The organism is Bradyrhizobium barranii subsp. barranii, assembly GCF_017565645.3.
Taxonomy (GTDB): domain Bacteria; phylum Pseudomonadota; class Alphaproteobacteria; order Rhizobiales; family Xanthobacteraceae; genus Bradyrhizobium; species Bradyrhizobium barranii.
The window spans coordinates 13,398-32,366 of the sequence record NZ_CP086139.1 but is presented as its reverse complement, the minus strand read 5'-3'; the positions used below and the strand labels follow the sequence as shown (position 1 = coordinate 32,366).

At 60.8% G+C, this 18,969-nt stretch carries 15 protein-coding genes and 4 pseudogenes; 12 read left to right on the top strand and 7 right to left on the bottom strand.

The features are described from left to right. The first annotated feature begins 430 nt into the window (after positions 1-430). The 5 genes from tnpC (J4G43_RS54610) to J4G43_RS54590 all read left to right on the top strand — a co-directional run bounded on the left by tnpC (J4G43_RS54610) (position 431) and on the right by J4G43_RS54590 (position 5,458). Positions 431-1,975, top strand: a complete 1,545-nt coding sequence (gene tnpC / locus J4G43_RS54610) for an IS66 family transposase (protein WP_224517700.1) — start codon at positions 431-433, stop codon at positions 1,973-1,975. Positions 1,976-2,434: 459 nt separating this feature from the next. Next, complete coding sequence (tnpA, locus tag J4G43_RS55565) at positions 2,435-2,857, top strand: IS66-like element accessory protein TnpA (protein WP_018273743.1); 423 nt, start codon at positions 2,435-2,437, stop codon at positions 2,855-2,857. Then, positions 2,854-3,210 carry an IS66 family insertion sequence element accessory protein TnpB gene (gene tnpB / locus J4G43_RS54600; RefSeq protein ID WP_018273742.1) on the top strand — a complete coding sequence of 119 codons (357 nt, stop codon included), beginning with the start codon at positions 2,854-2,856 and terminating at the stop codon, positions 3,208-3,210. Before tnpA (J4G43_RS55565) ends, tnpB begins: the two co-directional genes overlap by 4 nt. Positions 3,211-3,260: 50 nt before the next feature. Next, positions 3,261-4,811: an IS66 family transposase gene (tnpC, locus tag J4G43_RS54595; protein WP_035681142.1), complete on the top strand. Its 1,551-nt coding sequence runs from the start codon at positions 3,261-3,263 to the stop codon at positions 4,809-4,811. Beyond that, positions 4,808-5,458, top strand: a complete 651-nt coding sequence (locus J4G43_RS54590; protein ID WP_063712394.1) for a UPF0149 family protein — start codon at positions 4,808-4,810, stop codon at positions 5,456-5,458. The genes tnpC (J4G43_RS54595) and J4G43_RS54590 overlap by 4 nt, the downstream gene beginning before the upstream one ends. A gap of 1,415 nt (positions 5,459-6,873) precedes the next feature. Here the strand turns inward: J4G43_RS54590 and J4G43_RS54585 are convergent. After that, entirely contained in the window at positions 6,874-7,200 is a 327-nt protein-coding gene (locus tag J4G43_RS54585) for a hypothetical protein (RefSeq protein WP_225006052.1), read from the bottom strand. 181 nt (positions 7,201-7,381) lie between these two features. On the opposite strand from J4G43_RS54585, the gene tnpA (J4G43_RS54580) reads away from it, so the two are divergent. The 6 genes and pseudogenes from tnpA (J4G43_RS54580) (at position 7,382) to J4G43_RS54555 (ending at position 13,402) form a co-directional block, all read left to right on the top strand. Then, complete coding sequence (gene tnpA / locus J4G43_RS54580; protein WP_035680217.1) at positions 7,382-7,810, top strand: IS66-like element accessory protein TnpA; 429 nt, start codon at positions 7,382-7,384, stop codon at positions 7,808-7,810. 312 nt (positions 7,811-8,122) lie between these two features. Then, positions 8,123-9,321 (top strand): annotated as a pseudogene (locus J4G43_RS54575) (IS1380-like element ISBdi2 family transposase); the annotation flags it as partial. A 205-nt stretch (positions 9,322-9,526) separates the two neighbouring features. Beyond that, the gene (locus J4G43_RS54570) at positions 9,527-10,120 is read left to right on the top strand and encodes a YecA family protein (RefSeq protein WP_080587093.1); all 594 of its coding nucleotides are present in this window, start codon (positions 9,527-9,529) and stop codon (positions 10,118-10,120) included. 19 nt (positions 10,121-10,139) lie between these two features. Continuing rightward, complete coding sequence (locus J4G43_RS54565; protein ID WP_225006049.1) at positions 10,140-11,204, top strand: IS630-like element ISRj1 family transposase; 1,065 nt, start codon at positions 10,140-10,142, stop codon at positions 11,202-11,204. Between the two features lie 156 nt (positions 11,205-11,360). Next, positions 11,361-12,545: pseudogene (istA, locus tag J4G43_RS54560) on the top strand (IS21-like element IS1631 family transposase); the annotation flags it as partial. 89 nt (positions 12,546-12,634) lie between these two features. Next, the gene (locus tag J4G43_RS54555; protein ID WP_038945163.1) at positions 12,635-13,402 is read left to right on the top strand and encodes a tetratricopeptide repeat protein; all 768 of its coding nucleotides are present in this window, start codon (positions 12,635-12,637) and stop codon (positions 13,400-13,402) included. Positions 13,403-13,435: 33 nt separating this feature from the next. Here J4G43_RS54555 and J4G43_RS54550 read toward each other — a convergent pair whose 3' ends face one another. Then, a complete protein-coding gene (locus tag J4G43_RS54550) occupies positions 13,436-13,744 on the bottom strand; it encodes a hypothetical protein (protein ID WP_028154658.1) in 309 nt (102 codons plus the stop codon). 41 nt (positions 13,745-13,785) lie between these two features. Between J4G43_RS54550 and J4G43_RS54545 the strand changes: the two are divergent. Next, positions 13,786-14,286, top strand: a pseudogene (locus tag J4G43_RS54545) (transposase); the annotation flags it as partial. Here the strand turns inward: J4G43_RS54545 and J4G43_RS54540 are convergent. The 5 genes and pseudogenes from J4G43_RS54540 to J4G43_RS54520 form a co-directional block, all read right to left on the bottom strand. After that, a pseudogene (locus J4G43_RS54540) lies at positions 14,168-14,916 on the bottom strand (tRNA-uridine aminocarboxypropyltransferase). The pseudogenes J4G43_RS54545 and J4G43_RS54540 overlap by 119 nt on opposite strands. After that, a complete protein-coding gene (locus tag J4G43_RS54535; protein ID WP_373565453.1) occupies positions 14,808-15,869 on the bottom strand; it encodes an IS110 family RNA-guided transposase in 1,062 nt (353 codons plus the stop codon). Before J4G43_RS54535 ends, J4G43_RS54540 begins: the two are co-directional and overlap by 109 nt. Before the next feature lie 304 nt (positions 15,870-16,173). After that, on the bottom strand, positions 16,174-17,406 hold the full coding sequence (locus J4G43_RS54530) for an ABC transporter substrate-binding protein (protein ID WP_028154428.1): 1,233 nt from the start codon (positions 17,404-17,406) through the stop codon (positions 16,174-16,176). 353 nt (positions 17,407-17,759) lie between these two features. Continuing rightward, entirely contained in the window at positions 17,760-18,350 is a 591-nt protein-coding gene (locus tag J4G43_RS54525) for a hypothetical protein (protein WP_038975248.1), read from the bottom strand. Positions 18,351-18,371: 21 nt separating this feature from the next. After that, on the bottom strand, positions 18,372-18,560 hold the full coding sequence (locus tag J4G43_RS54520; protein WP_060913273.1) for a hypothetical protein: 189 nt from the start codon (positions 18,558-18,560) through the stop codon (positions 18,372-18,374). Positions 18,561-18,969 lie beyond the last annotated feature (409 nt).

Here is an 18,969-nt window from a genome sequence, read left to right as displayed (position 1 = left end):
CTGATTTGCCTCTTGCTCATAATATTCGATTGCGGTTGCTTGAATCAGAAGACTGCTTCCTGCGCGATACTCAACTTCATACGAAGCGGGAATGCCTCGGCCTCGCTGACCGATCTTCCTAATCACTCGATATGAGCGCCCCCACAAAGGATGGTGGGGGTCCCCAACCTCGACCACCTCCGGAAATGATTCGTCAGACTCACTATCAGGGACATTCCTCAATCCCCTCGTTTGAAGGGCTGAACTGGAAGCGAGTGGGCGAACGGATTGTCGCGACGCCAGCTGCGGCGAACTGACTCAGACCCGACAACCTGTTTCGCGCGGGGCTTTGGGATGATAGCTTGCGGATGTGCCGCCGTCCCCCATTGATCCCGCCCGTCTTGCAGCGCTGCCCGCCGATGTGCGCGCGCTCTTCCGCGCGCAGGAAGCGATGATTGAAGCCGAGCGTCGTCGCGCAGACGATGAATGCTCGGCGCGCCTTCATGTCGAGAGTGAACTGGCTGCGTCCAAAGAGAGCGTCGAACGCCTCGAACTGCTCGTGAAGGAGTACGAGCGCGCACGTTTCGGTAAACGCTCGGAGAAGTTCAATCCCGATCAGATGCAACTGGTTCTCGAGGACATCGAGATTGCCATCGCCGAAGTCCAGGAACGCCAGGACGATCGTGCGCGCCGCGCCGGCACGGCGCCGTCCAGCCGCCGGACCAGGCGCGCTGCCCGTGCCTTTCCCGCGCACCTGCCGCGCATCGAGCAGGTGATCGAACCCGAGAACCTCGAGTGTCCCTGCGGCTGCGGCCGGATGGTCCAGATCGGCGAGGATCGCTCCCGCCGTCTCGATGTCATGGCCGCCCAGTATCGTGTGATCGAGACGGTGCGACCGCGCTACGCCTGCGCAAAGGGCTGCACCGGTGTTGCTCAGGCGCCGGCGCCCGCCCATCTCGTGGAGGGTGGCATCCCCACCGAGGCGCTGCTGGCGCAGGTGGCGGTCGCCAAGTTCAGCGAGCACATGCCACTCTATCGTCAGTCGCAGGTTCTGGCTCGGCATGGCATCTTCATCGATCGCGCCGTTCTGGCAGACTGGATGGGAACGGTCGCCTTCCACCTCGCGCCGCTGGTCGAGCGCATGAGCGTCGTGATGAAGCAATCGGGCCGCTTGTTCATAGACGAGACCAGGGCGCCTGTGCTCGATCCGGGCCGGGGCCGAACGAAGACCGGCTATCTGTGGGCTGTCCTGCGCGACGATCGCGGCCACGGCGGCGCTGATCCACCAATCGTGGTCTACCACTACGCGCCAGGACGCGGTGGTGACCATGCTGAGCGCATCCTCGAGGGCTTCGACGGCATCCTTCAGGTCGACGGATACCAGGGCTATCATCGGCTCGCACGGCCCAAGCGCAAAGGCGGCGTGCCGCTGCGGCTGGCCGCATGTTGGTCCCACTCAAGGCGCAAGATCATCGCAGCGACTCCGAAAGCCGGCTCACCCATCGCCGAAGCCGTTCTCGCGCGCATCGCCGCACTCTATGCGATCGAGAAGGAGATCCGTGGCGCCGACGCCCCGGCTCGGCAAACGACCCGTAACGAGCGATCACGGCCGCTCGTCGCTGAACTCGAGAGGTTTCTGCGCGAGCAAGCCGCTCGCCTGTCGCCGGGCAGCGAGATGGGCAAGGCGATCGCCTATCTCCTGAACCATTGGGATGGCCTCACCTTGTTTCTCGACGATGGTTGCGTTGAGATGGACACCAATCCCGTCGAAAATCAAATCAGGCCGCTGACTCTGACGCGTAAAAATAGTTTATTTGCTGGTCACGACGAAGGTGGTCGTTCATGGGCGCGCATAGCTTCGCTCATCGCCACCTGCAAAATCAACAGCGTGGAGCCCTACGTCTGGATGAAAGCGACGCTCAAAGCGATCGCAACCGGTCACCCGCAGTCCCGGATCGACGAGCTCCTGCCCTGGTCGTTCGGCCGCACCTCGTAATTCTCCGTCGTTGCCGCCTCCATACCCCCCCGCCAACGATTTGCAAACACGTTGATCAACAGACTGCAATCCCCACGCCAAACCTTTGCGAGTGGGACGCGAACGTCGCTTACGCTTCATGCGCAGCAACTACGCGAGCCGGCGCTGCTTACATGCATTGACGAGATATTTTCCCGGTGGGTTTGTCCTTGGGGCCGCGCGCGGGGGCGCCTGACTGGCGCACTCCCTTTCTCGTCAGCAGCGAAAGAGGCTGGTCCTTGAGCAGCTAAAGCGGCCGTAAGCAGCATAGCTGCGCCGGTCAGTGCATCGCGCTGCTGGCCGGACTCTGCCCGTCGGAGGGTGCGTTGTCGTAATTGATCCTCATTGCAACGATAGCGGTACGACGACCCCACCTCGTTTAGGTGGACGGGATGAGCGAGACTCGCGCGTGGATTTGACAACGCGAGGGACGCTCGTTCCATGCATCAAGACAGACATCAAGACGGGCATGATGCCGCCTCCTATCAGCGGATCGAGGTGATCACAGGGGAGAGGCGACGGCGCAGTTGGAGCGATGCGGAGAAGGCGCGGATCGTGGCCGAGAGTGCCGATCCGGAGACGAGCATTTCCGAGGTGGCTCGACGCAACGGGGTGAACCGGGGACTGCTCAGTGTGTGGCGGCGCCAGGCGCGGCTCGCGTCGAGCGAAGCGCCGCAGTTCGTGCAAGTCAGGCTCGAGGCCGCCGTCGAGGCGCAGCCGAACGCGATCGATAAGGCGCATGTTCTGACGGATCCGGCCGAGCGGATCGAGGTGATGATCGCGGGCGCGACGGTGCGCGTGCCCGTCGGCGTCGACGCCGCGACGCTGGAGCGCGTGCTGGCGGCGGTGAGATCGACGCGATGATCTCTTTCGGTCCAATGGTCCGTGTGTTCGTCGCGACGCAGCCGATTGACTTTCGTAAAGGCGTTCATGGCCTTGTCGCGCTGGTAGCGGAGGGATTAGGCGGCAAGCCCTACAGCGGTGACGTTTATGTCTTCCGATCGAAGCGATCGGATCGTTTGAAGCTACTGGTTTTTGACGGCTCGGGAATGGTTCTAGCGACGAAGTGGCTGGAGAATGGGGGCTTTGCCTGGCCACCTGTTCGCGAGGGTACGATGCCGGTGACGGGGGCGCAACTGGCGATGCTGATTGAAGGTCTTGCGGAGTGGTCGCGTGTGGTCCCGAAGGTGACGAAGCGGCCGACGAAGGTTGCCTGAAGCGTCTTGTTTTGCTGGCGATTGCGAGTGCGTTCGTGTAGCTCTGCGATATGGCGCTTCGCCCCGAAGATCTCCCCTCTGACCCTGCGGCTCTTGCCGAGATGGTGCTGGCTTTCGAAGGCGAGAACGATGATCTGCGCGCAGAGATCGCCACGTTGAAGAGCCTGATCTTCGGCGCACGATCGGAGCGCGCGGCGATCGTCTGCGCCGAACAGATCGCGTTTGATCTGGAACGGACCGCCGGCTCACAGCTCCCGGCCAATGACGACAAACCGGACGCGCCGCGGCCGGAGCGGCGCAAAGCGAAGCGCAACATCGGCGCGCTGCCGGCGCATCTGCCTCGGGTCGAGCGGGTGATCGAGCCGGCGTCCACGCTGTGCCCGTGCTGCACGGGTCAGATGCATCGGATCGGCGAGGAGAGCAGCGAAGCGCTCGATCGGGTTCCCGCGTGGCTGCGTGTGCTCCGCACGATCCGTCCAAAATACGCCTGCCGCTCCTGTGAGGGCCCGATTGTCCAGGCCCCGGCACCGGCGCGGCTCGTCGAGGGCGGCATGGCAACGACGGCGCTGATCGCGCATATCGCCGCGGCCAAATATGCCTGGCAATCGACGCTCTATCGCCAGACGCAGATCCTGGCGGGTCAGGGTGTCGTCGTCGACCGTCAGACGCTGGCGCGCTGGATGGGGAGCGCGGCGTGGCTGGTCAGGGGCCTCTACGATCTGCAACTGAAGACTATGCACGGCTTCGAGCGGCTGTTCTGCGACGAGACGCCGATGCCAGTGCTCGATCCGGGACGCGGCCGCACGAGGATCTGCCAGTTCTGGGCGCACGCGACGGACGATCGGGCGTGGAAGGGGCCGGCGCCGCCGGCGGTCGCCTACGTGTTCGCAGGTGGTCGCGGCAAAAAGGAGATCGTGGCGCAGTTAGCCGGCTTCGAAGGCGTGCTGCAAGTCGACGGCTATGCCGCCTACGCCTCGCTGGCGGGCGATGCGATGATGTCGGGCCAGATCCAGCTGGCGTATTGTCTCGTTCACGCGCGCCGCAACTTCGTGAGGGTGCACAAGACGACGAACTCACCCTTCGCCGCGGAGGTCATCGAGCGCATTGCGGCCGTCTACGCGATCGAGGAGAGGATCCGCGGTCTCGATGCTGGGGAACGCCGCGCGACGCGACAGGCCGAGACGAAGCCGCTGATGGAGGCGTTGAGGGCCCGTCTGATCGCGGTGAAGGACGGGATCTCCCGCCGCTCGACGCTCATCAAGGCGATCGACTACATGCTCGAACGCTGGCAGGGCCTGACGACGTTCCTGGATGACGGGCGGCTCGAGCCGGACACCAACACGGTCGAACGATCGATCAGGCCAATTGCGATCGGAAAAAAGAACTCGTTGTTCAGTGGTGACGAAGGCGGGGGCGAGACCTGGGCGATACTCGCTTCGCTTCTTAACACAGCGAAATTGAATGGCCTCGACCCCGAGGCGTATCTCGTCGACGTTCTCGATCGCATGGTGAGCGGCGCCACGAAGACCAACCAGCTTCACGAACTTCTGGCCTGGAACTGGAAGGCCGCACGCGAAGCCGAAAAGCGGGCCGTGGCATGACGAAGCCGAAGCAAGGGCGGGGAACGCGAAAAGCACGCAAGACGACGATGGCGGACTATGCCATGTCGTTCGAACGGCTCGGGCAATGGATCAGCAAGCGCGCCAGGTCGCCGACGCTTCGGCATCCGCGGGCGACGTCGCTCTCCATGCTCGATGGCGCGGTGGCCGCGGTCGTCGCCGGGCCGGTCTCGATGGCGTCCGAGGAATGGGTGTGCCCGCTCCTCGGCGTAGATCCCGACGCCTTCAATCACGACACCGAGGAGTTCTCGGCAATCGCCGCCACGCTGATGCGCCACAACGCTATCAGCGAGACGCTGTCGACGAGACCGGAGAGCTTCGAGCCGCTGTTCGTGCGATCACCGGACGGCGAAGTCGACCCGCAGCCCTGGTGCATGGGCTTCTACGCCGTCATGAAGCTTCGGCTTCTCGTCTGGTCGCGGCTTCTCCCCCCGAATGGAACCGAACACCTTATGCTGCGGCCGATCTTGGTCCATTGCATCGACGACGCCGGTCGACCCTTGCTACCCCCGGCCCGGCGCACGCTGGGAACGCAGCCCATCATCCAAAACGCCTGGCGCAACATTCCAGCAACCGTCGAGGCCCTCCGGCAGTTCTGGATGCCTATACGCTTCAAGCGCGGTGCGTAGGCCGTCCGCACCAAGTCCGTGGCTCCGTGGGCCTCTCGTACCGTTTACATTGCAACAGCTTATTGTTCGGGCAAGCTTTCGGAAAGCTGACGAAACCCACGGGAGTTCGATAATGCGCAGGGCGTCGTCTGACGCCCCGCGCCGTGTCGCCCAAAGCAGAACTCAGCGCTCTAAAAGATTGCAGTTGGCGTTGCCGACGATCACTGTCCGCTCGATTTGCTCCGGACAATCCTGCAACCACGCAAAGACATCTTCGAGCCTATAAGGCGTTACGACTTCAGAGCACCCGGCTTGATGTCTGGACCTTCTATCAAATAGAAGCGCCCTTCCGCCGTCCTGACCATGCGGTCCCGTATTTCACCCTTGACTCCCGTGGTTGGGTCGAAATCTGACAATACGCGCGTTGCAAAGTTGAACGCTCCGTCAAGTTGACGACGCGCTGTTCGCTTCGGCTTCGCTCGACGTCGCTTGGTTGCGCACTTAAGCTTGCGGCCCGACACCTGTCTCTTGAACATCTGTACTCCTTTGCGATCCGCCGCCCCGGATTCCGCGAGCGTGCTCTTCGCTCGCCGCCATCGCAATATGGCCAATTGAAAGAGCCCGTGCTAATCAGTCGATACGTTTCTAGCCAGCGGCTGTGACATTTGTAAGATTACAAACGCTCGCGAGTTTGGCGCGGCCCGTTGGAATGATGCTTCAGCTAGCCTGCACACTCCGACCGCCACCACTTCGCACCCATTGACCGAATGTGCGCGTGAGAGCCTTGGCGACGACGTTGCCGGACGACACCGCCAAGGTCAACGGATAGCCCCTTAGATGGCTCGTACCAGCATGTGGGCCATGTCGGCCAAACTTGGGCAGGGTAGCCCCCGTCAGCCGCGCGTGCCCATCCTTGGCGGCTCATCGACCGAACGAATGATTGAGCTGCGCTTGCCTCAGACTGTGCAAGTGAACCGCGGCTGGAGACCGGATAGCCGCATCTCGTCCGGCCATCTCGCCGCGTCCATCTGGACGTTGTGCGAGCACCGGTAGTCGTTGCAAACGTCGGTCAAGCCGTCTCCAGCCGCTGCTTAATCTGCTCGGCTTGTTCCTTCGTCAGCTTCTCAGCCAAGCTGTAATCCTTCAGTTGGGCCGCCCCCTTGCGATCCCGATCATAAACCATCCAGTCGACGCTTCCTCTTCGTACGAGGAACCTAGCCTGTATCGGTGCCATGTAATTCACCGTAAACTCCGTCACCAATATGAACGACCGCAATAATATTCGCGAAGAATATCTAGCACCCGGTCTGCGATGCTTCTGTGAACTTACGCACACACACACACACACACACACACACACCGGAGCCCAGATATAGATACTTCGACCAACGCCAATCAGCCGAAAGCCCCTCGAAGATCCCGCCTGAGGTCGTGACTTACTCTAACTCAAATCTTGGCCGCAACTCACAGCAAATACGTTCGAGCCGAGAATGTAACTCACAGAGATCCTCCGGCGCCGCTACCACAGTTGTGCGAAACCCGAGCTGCCTGTCCTCGCTGACCTGAAAGAAGTTGGTCAGTCCAAACCGTTCTAGGATAAATTCATGAAGCTGGTCTTTGGTGATCTTTTGCTTTTGTAACGCCATTGAAAAAGCCGATGCTAAGATTGCCTCCTTTTGCTTCTTCCGCAGCGCAACTGCAAGGCGCTCGTTGCGGCACCCGTAATTGCCCGGGGGGGGGGATTGTGAATCGACGCTGAACATTGACCCCGCACGCGCGAAGTCAATCAAGCACTTGGACGCCGATCGGCGTCCGGACCCCACGCAGATTCACACTGGTGGCGCTATGGGAGTGACAGCGGACATCAGAGCGCTGTTCAGCGGCCACCTTCCGGATGGCGGGGTGATCTGCGAGTCTGCGGTTTGTTTGAACCGTAGGCTTAGAATGGACACAGTGCATACTGCTATCACGGAGCCGGTGCGGCGGCTTGAGGTCTTCACCGGAGCCGGCCGTCGGCGGAAGTGGAGCGACGAGGACAAGGCGCGGATCGTTGCGGAGATCGTGGCAAGCGGCGATTCGGTCTGTTCGGTAGCGCGGCGGTATGGATTGTCGCCGCAGCAGTTGTTTGGCTGGCGACGTCAGCTGCGAGAAGCAGCAGGCGGTCATTCCCGAGAGGACGAAGTTCAGTTTGTGCCGGCGGTGGTTGACGCCGTGGTGCCGGCGCCGACTGTTCACCGGGATCGTAAAGCGGTGCGCAAGGCAGATAGCGGGATCATCGAGATTGAAGTCGACGGCATCACGATCCGAGCCGGTCGTGGAGCGGACACCGCGATGATTGCGTCGATCGTCCAGGCGCTAAAGGCGAGCCGGTGATCGGTCCGTCAGGCGCGGTCCGGGTGATGGTGGCGACCAAACCGGTAGACTTCCGCTATTATGCGGAGTGCGCGGCAGGAAGTTGCTGCCCGCCGCGGTTTTCTCGTATGTCCCCGTGGGTCGGTCAAAATCCCCCGGGTATGGTCACTTGAAACTCCCCCACCTGATGATCGCCGTCAGCGCCGCTGAACAGCAGTAGCCGGTCAGGCAGGACGTTTATGTTCGACCCCTTTAGCCAGCAAGGGGCCGGGGAGTTGAACGTCTTGAAGCGACATCTGCAAAGCACCGTACTTACATTACTTGATCGCAACCCGTCTCGGTTTGGCCGACAATTTGGCCCGGGTGTTCCCGGATCGGCGCGATCCGACGCGGGTCGTGCACAGCCTGGTCGATATGTTCCGCGCGCGCATGTTCGCGATCTGCTGCGGCTACGAGGACGCCGACGACCTCGATCATCTGCGGTCCGATCCCGCATTCAAGCTGGCCTGCGGACGGCTGCCGGACACGGGCCGCGATCTGTGTTCCCAACCGACGCTGTCGCGGCTGGAGTTGCTCCGCGCCTGCGCGACGTGATCCGACTGACCTACATTTTGGTCGACGCATGGATGGATAGCTACCCGCGCGAGCCGGCATCCGTCACGCTCGACATCGATGATACCTGCGATGTCGTCCACGGCCATCAGCAGCTCTCGCTGTTCAACGCTCATTATGACGAACGCTGCTTCCTGCCGATCCACGTCTACGACACGGAGAAGAGCCGTCCCGTGGCCGTCGTGCTGCGGCCCGGCAAGACGCCGGGCGGCGTCGAGGTGCGTGCCCTTCTGCGCCGCCTGGTACGGCATATCCGCACGCGGTGGCACAACACGCGAATTACGTTCCGTGGCGACGGGCACTATGCCCGGCCGGAGGCCATGGCGTGGTGCGAGACCAACGGCATCGACTACATCTTCGGTCTGTCCGGCACCAAGCCTCTCGCCAGAAAAGTCGACGAGGTCGCCGACGACATCCGCACCCGACGCGCCATCGAGAACCTGCCGGTTCTGCGTGGCTATACCGAGACCCGCCACAAGGCAAAGTCCTGGGATCGCGAACGGCGCACCGTCGCCCGTATTGAGGCGACGATGCTCGGCCTCGACATCCGTTTCGTCGTCACCAGCCTCGATGTCGGCTCGGCCGAGTGGATCTACGACAGCCTGTATTGCGCGCGCGGCCAAGCCGAGAATCTGATCAAGCTGCATAAGACGCAGCTCGCCTCCGACCGCACCAGCTGCCGTTCGGCGCTCGCCAACCAGGTCCGTCTCCTGCTCCATACGGCCGCTTATTGGCTGATGCTGACCGTGCGCGACGCCATTCCCAAAGTCCGGGAATTGGCCGCTGCCGAGTTCGCGACGCTGCGTCTTCGTCTCTTGAAACTCGCTGCCCGTGTGGTCGAGACCACGAGCCGCATTCGCCTTGCGTTCGCCGCGGCATGTCCCGAAGCCGACCTGATCCGCGGCTTGCCCGGCGCGCTGGCCGCTCAGTCCTTGACCGGCGGGGCGTCCGCCCCCCGTTCGCCCAACCTATCCCTCAAGCGCGTTGCAAAGTACAGGTGGTCAGGCGGTGAAAAGCCGAAGGCAATCCTGTGCGCCTCGTCAGACAAGATGTGCGGCCGCATCAATCGGGCCAAAAAGCCGCACTCTCACGAATAGGACGGGTTAGCTGCAGGCGAGCCGCAGGATGCCGAAACGCCCGATGTGGAAGCCAAAATGGAGCGAGCCATGCCCATGCGCCTCCGGTAAAAAGTTCAAGGATTGCTGCTGGCGGCGCCTGCCGGGTTTTGACATCGGGAAGGCATACAGGGCAGCCCTACGGGAAAAGCATTTCGAGCGGGCCCTGCAGGCAACGCGCGCTGACGTCACGCAGTACACGATATGGCACAAGACGAATACCGCGCCAGCGCTGGCGGTAGTCGGAGACGGACTGAAGCTGCTTCGCATCGATGTGAACGCACTGGGTGCTTACGTTGGCCGTTTGTCCTCGCTGTATTTTCACCTCGGGCTTTGGAAAGACTGGACCGCCGTGCTGGATCGGCTGCGCACCAATATCCAGCATCCTGCTTGGTACAGGAAGATCGCGTATTACCTCGCCTTCTATTACCTCAGCCCCGGCGGTGATCGTGCAAAGGCCCGGCAAGAGCTGGCGAAAGCAGGCCCGATTACGAAAAAGGAAGAGGACCTTGAGCTTTTGCAGCTGTATGTCGATCTCGAATTTGATGACCTGCCATTTGCGGCTCGTATCGAAATACTAGTACCCACTTTTCTTGGAACGTGAGTCGTGATTCAAGGTCGGGATGATACCCGAAGCAAGAGAAGTCCGCCTTTCGAGGAAAGATCGCAAGGTGCTTGAGGCGTGCTGTCGCTCACCGGTGACGTTGCAGCGCGATTTGAAGCGGGCGCGGATAGTTCTGTTGGCGGCGGATGGGCGCAGCACCCGGTCGATCGCCAAGGAAGTTGGGGTCCAGCCGCGGATTGTCAGCCTTTGGCGGCATCGCTATGCCGACCATGGCCTTGAAGGGCTGCAAGACAAGCCGCGGCCTGGCAAGCAGCCGATCTATACGAAGACGACCGACAAGCGGATTCTGAAGCTGCTGGATAAGCCGCCACCGCAAGGGTTTGCGCGCTGGACCGGCCCCCTGCTGGCCGAGGCGCTGGGCGATGTCGATGTCCAATATGTCTGGCGGTTCCTGCGCAGCCACAAGATTGACCTGGTGGCTCGCAAGTCCTGGTGCGAGAGCAACGACCCGAACTTTACGGCCAAAGCCGCCGATGTTGTCGGCCTCTATGTCGCGCCGCCGGCGAAGGCCATTGTGCTGTGCGTGGACGAGAAGCCCTCGATCCAGGCTTTGGAGCGAGCGCAGGGTTATCTGAAGTTGCCCAATGGCCGCGCCTTGACCGGCCAAAGCCACGATTACAAGCGGCATGGCACCACAACATTGTTTGCGGCGCTCGAAGTCGCCACCGGAAAGATCATCGCGACCCATTCAAAACGCCGGCGCCGCGTCGAGTTTCTCGATTTCATGAACAGCGTCACCGCGGCTTTTCCGAACCGCAAGCTTCACGTCATCCTCGACAACCTCAACACCCATAAAAAGAACGAGGACTGGCTCAAGGCCCACCCCAACGTGCAATTTCATTTCACGCCGACAAGTGCGTCATGGCTCAATCAGGTCGAAGTATGGTTTTCCATCTTGCAGGGGCAGTCGCTCAGCGGCACCTCCTTCACGAGCCTCAAGCAGCTTCAGGAACACATCGATGCCTACGTCAACGCATACAACGACAGAGCCGAGCCCTTCGTCTGGACCAAGAAAAAGGTCCGTCAACGCCGTTTCAAAGGCCGCCGTATCACTCAGCTCTGATTCCGGGTACTAGATCGCATCCTCGAACTGGACGACGATCGCGAAAACCCCCCGTGGGTCGGTCAAAATCCCCCGGGTATGGTCACTTGAAACTCCCCCACCTGATGATCGCCGTCAGCGCCGCTGAACAGCAGTAGCCGGTCAGGCAGGACGTTTATGTTCGACCCCTTTAGCCAGCAAGGGGCCGGGGAGTTGAACGTCTTGAAGCGACATCTGCAAAGCACCGTACTTACATTACTTGATCGCAACACCAGCCAGCGCGAGATTCACCGGCTGACGGGTGTCGATCGCAAGACGATCCGGCGTTATCAGGCGCTGCGGGCCGGTGCGGAGGCAAATTCCCCCGGGGAAGTGACCACCGGCTCGGTGAGCGCGGACGGCCAAATTCCTCCACCCCGACCACCGGCTTTTGGGACATCGGAAGCGACGGTCACCAGCAGCCTGGCCCGTTCGGCTTGCGAAGCGCATCGGACGTGGATCGAAGAACAGGTCCGGCTGAAGCGGAACGCGCAGGCGATTTACCAGGACCTGGTTGATCAATTTGGCTTTCCGTCCAGCTACCAGAGTGTCAAGCGGTTTGTGCGCCGGTTGCGGCACGCTGATCCTGAGCAGTTTGATCGTCTTGAGTTCCTCCCCGGCGAGGAAGCTCAGGTCGACAATGGCGAGGGCGCGCCGACGGTTGATCCGAAGAGCGGGCGGTACCGTCGTCCCCGCCTGTTCGTGATGACGCTACGCTACTCGCGGCGCAGCTTCCGGCGGGTAGTCTGGAAGTCCAGCCAACAAGTCTGGGCGCAGCTCCACGAAGAGGCGTTCCGGTATTTTGGCGGGGTCCCCAGCTATGTCGTGCTCGACAACCTGAAGGAAGGCGTCCTCAAGCCGGATTTGTACGAGCCCCAGCTCAACCCGATTTACAGCGCGATGCTGGCTCATTACGCCGTGGTCGCCGATCCCGCGCGCGTGGCCGATCCAAATCGGAAAGGATGCGTCGAGAATGCGATTCAACATACCCAGGGCACTGCGCTGGCCGGACGGCGCTTCGAGACGCTGGAGGCGCAAAACGAGTTCTTGAGGCACTGGGAGGAGAACTGGGCTTCCAAACGCATCCACGGCAGCACGCGCCGTCAGGTCGAGGCGATGTTCCAGGAAGAGAAGCCGCACCTGCGGCCGCTGCCTGTCGCTCCCTTCCGCATCTTCACCGAAGTCGTCCGGACTGTCTGCGACGACACCACCGTACGCGCCGACAACAGCTATTACGCCGCGCGGCCCGCGCCGATCGGCAGCCAGGTCGTCGTGCGCATCTACACCACCACGATCGAGATCCGTGATCGCCACACCCGTGCAGGAATTTGACTGACCACACCCGGAGGAATTTGAAGTGACCCGCGGGGAACCAGCTGCAGTATCGGGGCGCCAAAGCCGTTCAATACTTCATGATTGGCGGCGCACAAACCGCCGGGGAACAGTTGGTCGAAGTCATCGGCTTTGTGCGGCAGACCGAAGCGGATGAGCCGCTGGAGGGGGCCGAGAAGCATCTATATGCTAGGCTCCTTCAACTTCTCGGCGGCTTGAAGGGTGACAAGCAGATGCTCAAGGAGTCGGCATTGCAATTTCATGCGCTGCTGCTTGAGGAGCGTTGGACGCAAAGCGGTAGGGCCGCTATTCAACGCGAGTTGGGCGACAGCTGCCGATATGCTGACGAATGGGATCAGGCTGAAGCGGCTTATCGTGAGGCACTTGCCCTCGGCGGATCAGACCACGATAAGGTCCACCTCGCGGAATGCTTGCTCTATCGCAAGCAAATCGATGCCGCCGCTACCGAGATCGATACCGTAAAGCGAGAGACCCTGCCGCGCCATGAGTTCGCGGATTTTGTGTTCGCTTACGCTGCGATCGCGATTTGGTCGGCCAAAGCGGATCGCCTGACCGAGGCGAAAACGCTTCTTCAAGCTCTGGCCCCGGCCGAACCAATTTTCAATGATCGTCGCCTGAACCTGCTGCTCCGGGTAACGGAAACTCTTGCCAGCGGCACAGCATCCGGTGCGGCGAAGGCAGACAGCACGCCCAAAGGCGGGCTGGCGACGGTTGCCGGCTTCTTCGAGCAAAAGCCAAACATCGCCGGCATTGGGTTCAATTTCAACGCAATGATCGATTATTTCGCCCGAAAGAAGACCAAGGGCGAGCCTGGTAAGTCCGAGTGATGCGGGCCAAATCGCAACACCGCGATTTCCCAACTATCCCCAGCGCATGCGGCCTGCCAGACGGCCCAGGCTCTCGATGGCCAGCTTGTAGTACTCGGCCGATTTATTCGCGAAACCCGCCTTCAGGATCGCGGCATTCGTTTCGGGCATGGCCCAGCTTTCGAGTATCTGCTCCCTGACTTGTTCGTGCCAAGCCGCACGTCCTATCGGACTCCAAGCGAAATCGTGACCGGGTTTGCCGAGTGTGGCCTGCAAATCCTCTAGCGAAGTCGACAGCGTCAGGTAAGCCAGTGCGGCCAGCAGCTCGAACTCCTCAAATAACCTGGTGAACTCGGCGCCCATGAAAATGAAGTCTGTACACCAGGCCGGCAGAATGTCATGGAGGTGATCGCTCAGTGGCTGCGGATTATCTGCCGGAGGCCCGCTATCAACGCTGCATGGTGCATTTTTATCGCAATGTCTTCAGCCACGTGCCGTCGACCCGGGTCCGCGAGGTGAGCCACATGCTCAAGGCCATTCATGCCCAGGAGAGCCGCGCCGCGGCCGACGAGAAAGCCAGGACCGTCATCGCGGATCTGCGGGCAAGCCGTATGGCCAAAGCTGCTGATCTCGTCGAGCAGGCGGTTCACGAGACGCTCGCCTACTATGCCTTTCCTGACATCCATTGGCGGAAGATTCGAACGAACAATCCGCTCGAGCGCATCATGAAGGAGATCCGGCGACGAACCCGTGTCGTCGGCGCCTTCCCCGACGGTCAATCCTGTCTCAATTTGGCGGCGGCCCGGCTGCGGCACATTGCCGGAACGGCGTGGTCGACCAAATGCTACATGAACATGCGACCGCTCTATCAGCCACAACTCTCTGAAACCGGAGCCGTCGCCTGATCAAAAGTGCGAAAGATTCTGGACAGTACCCAAAACTGGCGTTCAGCGTCTCGGCGATGTCCGGCCGCCGCTCGAGCCCCGACAGCAGCGTCGCCGCGGCCTCGATGGTCGACAGTCCGTCCTTGCGCGGTTCGCGACGCAGGCGGCCATAGCGCGACGGGTTGAGGATCACGCGCTGACATTTCAGCATCCAGGGATTGCGCCACCACAGCGCCTTCGCCTGACTCCAGGTGCCGTCGAGCAGCAGCACGCCTTCGAGCTTTCCCGGGATGGCGCGCTGGTTCTCCGCGACTTCGCCCTTGCGTTGAGCGCGACGATTTTCCCCTCCGCGTCGAGATCAGCAGCGCGCGCCGAGCCGAGATACAGCATGGCCCAGTGCGAGGCGTTCTCGATCGGGCGGCCGAGCGCTTTGGACAGGCTCGGCCAGGATAGGCCGACCCGCAAAGTCGCCTTGGGGAAGTGTTTCGCAAGCAGCCGCGCGGTACCGAGCGCCCTGTCCTGCTCTTGCGGATGCTGGAGGATCAGGAGCCCGAGACGGTTCTCGATCGGCGTGACACTGTCGCAGATGCAGAGCGGCATCGGCTTCTGGCAGTGCGGGCATTCGGGAATCGGCTCTGGCCCTGTGGCCATCGTCTCAGCTGGGTTCGACATGACGCGACAAGCATGGGCGGCTTACGAGCGAGCATGCGCTCCAGCCATGCCCCTTGCGATTGACCGCGTCGGCGAGCCAGCGCACTCGCCCCGATGATGAGGAGACGCCGCAGCGTTCGCTCACCCATTTTCGATATTTGGTCGAGCTTCTGTCTTCCACCAGTGGAACGTTGCAGCGGCGTCAACCCCAACCACGCGGCGAAATCCCGGCCACGTTTGAAGTTTTCAGGCTCAGGCGCTAGCGCCATCAGAGCTGTCGCCGTGATTGGGCCGATGCCAGGAACTGTCATAAGCCGTCGAGCAACTTCCTCTTCTCGGGCTCGTCGCGCGATCTCAATATCGAGTTGCTTGATTTGCTCTTCCAGCACCGCCAGCATCTTGACTAGGATATCGAGCGCCGGTTGCGCCGCCGTTGGCACGCTGCTCCCGGAAGCTTGCGCGTGCTCAACCAGCGCGGCGACATTGGACGCCCCCTTTGCAACGACCAGGCCGTATTCGGCGAGGTGACCTCGCAACGCGTTTATGATCTGAGTACGTTGCCGGACCAAAAGATCGCGAGCGCGAAACACGACCGCGCTCGCCTGCTGGTCCTCACTCTTCACGGCGGCAAAGCGCATGGTGGGGCGTTGGGCTGCTTCGCAAATCGCTTCTGCATCGGCCATATCGTTTTTCTGGCGTTTCACAAAGGGCTTTACATAGGACGGTGGAATCAGACGCACTGTGTGACCCAGCTTGCCAATCTCACGAGCCCAGTGATGGGCGCTGGCGCAGGCTTCCATCGCTACCAGGCACGCAGGCTGCTGAGCAAAGAAAGCCAGCACATTGTCACGACGCAGCTGTTTGCGGAAAACAACAACGCCGCCAGCGTCTGCGCCATGTGCCTGAAAAACATGTTTCGCCAGGTCTAGTCCAATCGTGCTAACTTCGTTCACGGACGCTTCCTCTTTCTGACGGTTCAACACCCTTCACTTTGGCACATCGATGCCGTCGAGGGGCGTCCACCCCATCACAGCCACAACAGCAGCAAGCAAGAGTAGCATAAAGTATTGGGAAGAACGAACGGCAGCAGCTCTCCTTAAGAACCGGACCCGGTGGTCCTCAGCAAAGGGTCCACTTCACCGCAGCGCTACTCTTTGGATTAGTTCTTGATGAACATTGTTGTCGGGCAGAACTATTGTTGTTGGCGGATTGACTGTAACCCGACCGAGACAGATCGGTCTGGCCCGCCCGTCCGACTTACTGCGTCTTCAGGAGATTGCAGGTGCTCTCCGCGGCCGGGCGCCAAGCATCCTCGGCCGGAATAGTCCCCGTGATCTCGTAGTAGTCATAAGGATATTTTGACTCGATCGACGCCTTTATGCGCGCGGCATAGAGCGGTCGCATCACCTGACCGTCGGCGCGGATGCTAACATTCTTCATCTCGAAATCATTGACGGGGGTGTTCTTCATCTGTCGCACCACCGCCTCGCCTTCGTCCGTCTGCGCCGCGGCAATCGCCTTGAGATAGTGCATAACTGCACTGTAGGTGCTCGCCTGCGCCTCGTTCGGGATCCGGCCATCGAATGCTGCCTCGTAGCGCTTCGCGAAAGCGCGCGTCTCGTCTGTCCTGTCCCAGTAGAACGTGGTGGTCAGACCTACATTCTGCAGCGGCTGTAGGCCGATGCTGTGCGTCTGATTGATCATCAATCCCAGCGGAGCTAGCTGCTGCTTCTGCGTAAGCCCGAACTCCTCAGCCTGCTTCAGGGCATTGGCGAAGTCTGCCCCCGAATTGGCCAAAGCGACGACCTTTGCACCGCTCGACTGGGCCGTCAGGAGAACAGACGCGAAATCGGAAGAATTGAGCGGATGCAGAACGGAGCCGACGACCTTGCCGCCAGCGGACTTGATAAAGTTCGTCGCGTCGGCCTGCCAGACTTTGCCGAAGGAATAATCGACGGTGACAAAGAACCAAGTATCCAGTCTCCGAGCCAGCAGCGATTTGACCGTCGCCTTAGCCAGCGCATAAGTATCCATTGCCCACTGCGTCGTCAAAGGAGAGCATCTCTCATTGGTGAAGAACGCGGCCGCCGTTCCGGCCAAGAGATATGGTTTCTTCCGGCTCCTCATGACGTCTTGTACACCGAGTGCGACTGACGATGCAGAACATCCGACGATTGCGTCCACCCCCTCATTGTCCAGCCAGCGCAACGCGATCGCGACGCCGATGTCCGGCTTGTTCTGATCGTCCGCCACGATGAGCTCGATGTTCTTACCGTTGATGGCCCTACCAAAGTCGCTTATAGCTAACCGCGCGGCGATAACCGAACCCAGCCCGCAATTGTCGGAATAGGGGCCGCTTTGGTCGTTCATGACGCCAATCTTGATGACGTCCCCTGAAATTCCCTGTGCGACGACCAGGGTCGGCGCGGCAATAGATTTCGCACTCACGAGGATTGCCATGATGGCGACGTAGGCAGCCGAAGGTCTCATAATGCTTCTTTCTCCTTGATGCCTGCGGATATCTAGGATCTTGAGGTAACGAATGATGGCGGCATAGAACCTGGAGGTCTGTGCTCCGCTAAATGCGATCAAGCTTGGGTGGGCAATGCATGTTGGTCTTCAATGCGAAGCAGCAGCAAGATTGATAGTCCCAAGGTAGAACGCTGAACACCTCCCAAATCTAACAGGGCTCCCAGAGAAGTCTGGTGGAAACAGCCACACTCAGCCGATCAGCGTCCTCGCGTCAGTTGAAGGCGCCAGGATGCCATTGATCGACAAAGCCGTCGGGCTAATTCAGCAGGTGGAGTATATCAGCGCGGGGCGCTCGTCGCAATTTGCACAGGTTAGTCAGAAAAGTTGCACGCTGCGGGCAATTGGCATTTTTTGCAAAGACCCGCTTCCATACGGAAAAGGACCCGTTGCATTTCCCCGAATCGGCGTTGATTGTTTGTGCGCATGCGCGGCCCGATCAAACTCCGGCCGATCCCGCACGTCAATATGTTAGACCGACCATTTCTTGTAGTTGGCGGCGCGGGCACATTCCACAGTATCACCCGATTGGCGCCTGTTTGTTTGAACTCGACGCCTTTCTTCAGAGGCGCCTCCTCCCAAGTGCCGTTGGCCTTCTTCGATCGCAACAGAACATTGTCCTTGCGGGTCAAAACTTCTCTCGTCGGCGCCGTTTCCGGATCATTGTCCAGATCGTTGTAGAGCCGCTTCTCAGTATCGTAGGGCCAGGGCAGCCATTGCGAAAAGGGACCGCTGAAATGTCCGCCGAAGAAGCGCCCGCTGAACACCTCCTTCATTTGCTGCATGGTCGGTTCGGGTTGCTTCACCCAAACGCGCTCCGTGTAGCCGACCTTTTCCTTCATGCCGCGCCGCCACCAATCGGTATCCTTGCGGGTGCCGAGCGTGAGAGTGGAAAAGCTTGCCATGCGGACGTTCTCCGAGACAGATCACGCAAGAGATTCGATCGGGATTGGATCGGACATGTAGATGAGTCGCGCCTGCGCCTCGAACGTCGAGCGCAATCCGGATTCGGAAATGGCGGCTTCGGGCGGCTGGTCTTTTCCGGTGAAGGTCCAGTCGAAGGTGAAGTCGGCGGTCGGCAGCGGCCCGGGGTCCGACCGGGACGACGCCAACATGGACGCTTCCAGGAATCCCTCCTGCTCGCCGCCATCGGCCCCAAGCCGACGAGCTTGACCACCAGACCTTCGGTTCTCGTCTCGGGTCTCAACGCCGTCACATCCAGCGCGATCGGATCGCTCAGCAGGCCGTCACCGTGCAGGATACGGCCGGAGCATTTCGCCGGATTGGCACTCGTGAATTCCATGTCCAGATAGAGCCCGAACATTTCCTTCGCACTCTTGTTCTCGATCGTAAGCGGGATCGCTGCGCCGACGTCGTCGTGGTCCCTCTCGTAGAGTGAGCGTGATCGCCTTCGCGCTCGCCTTGGTGGACGATCCCGCGACGAGCCGCAGGAAGAACGATAGGGTCATGTCGACCGTCTCACGACCGAATCCCACGGCGCGCAGATCGAAGTAGCCCGCATGG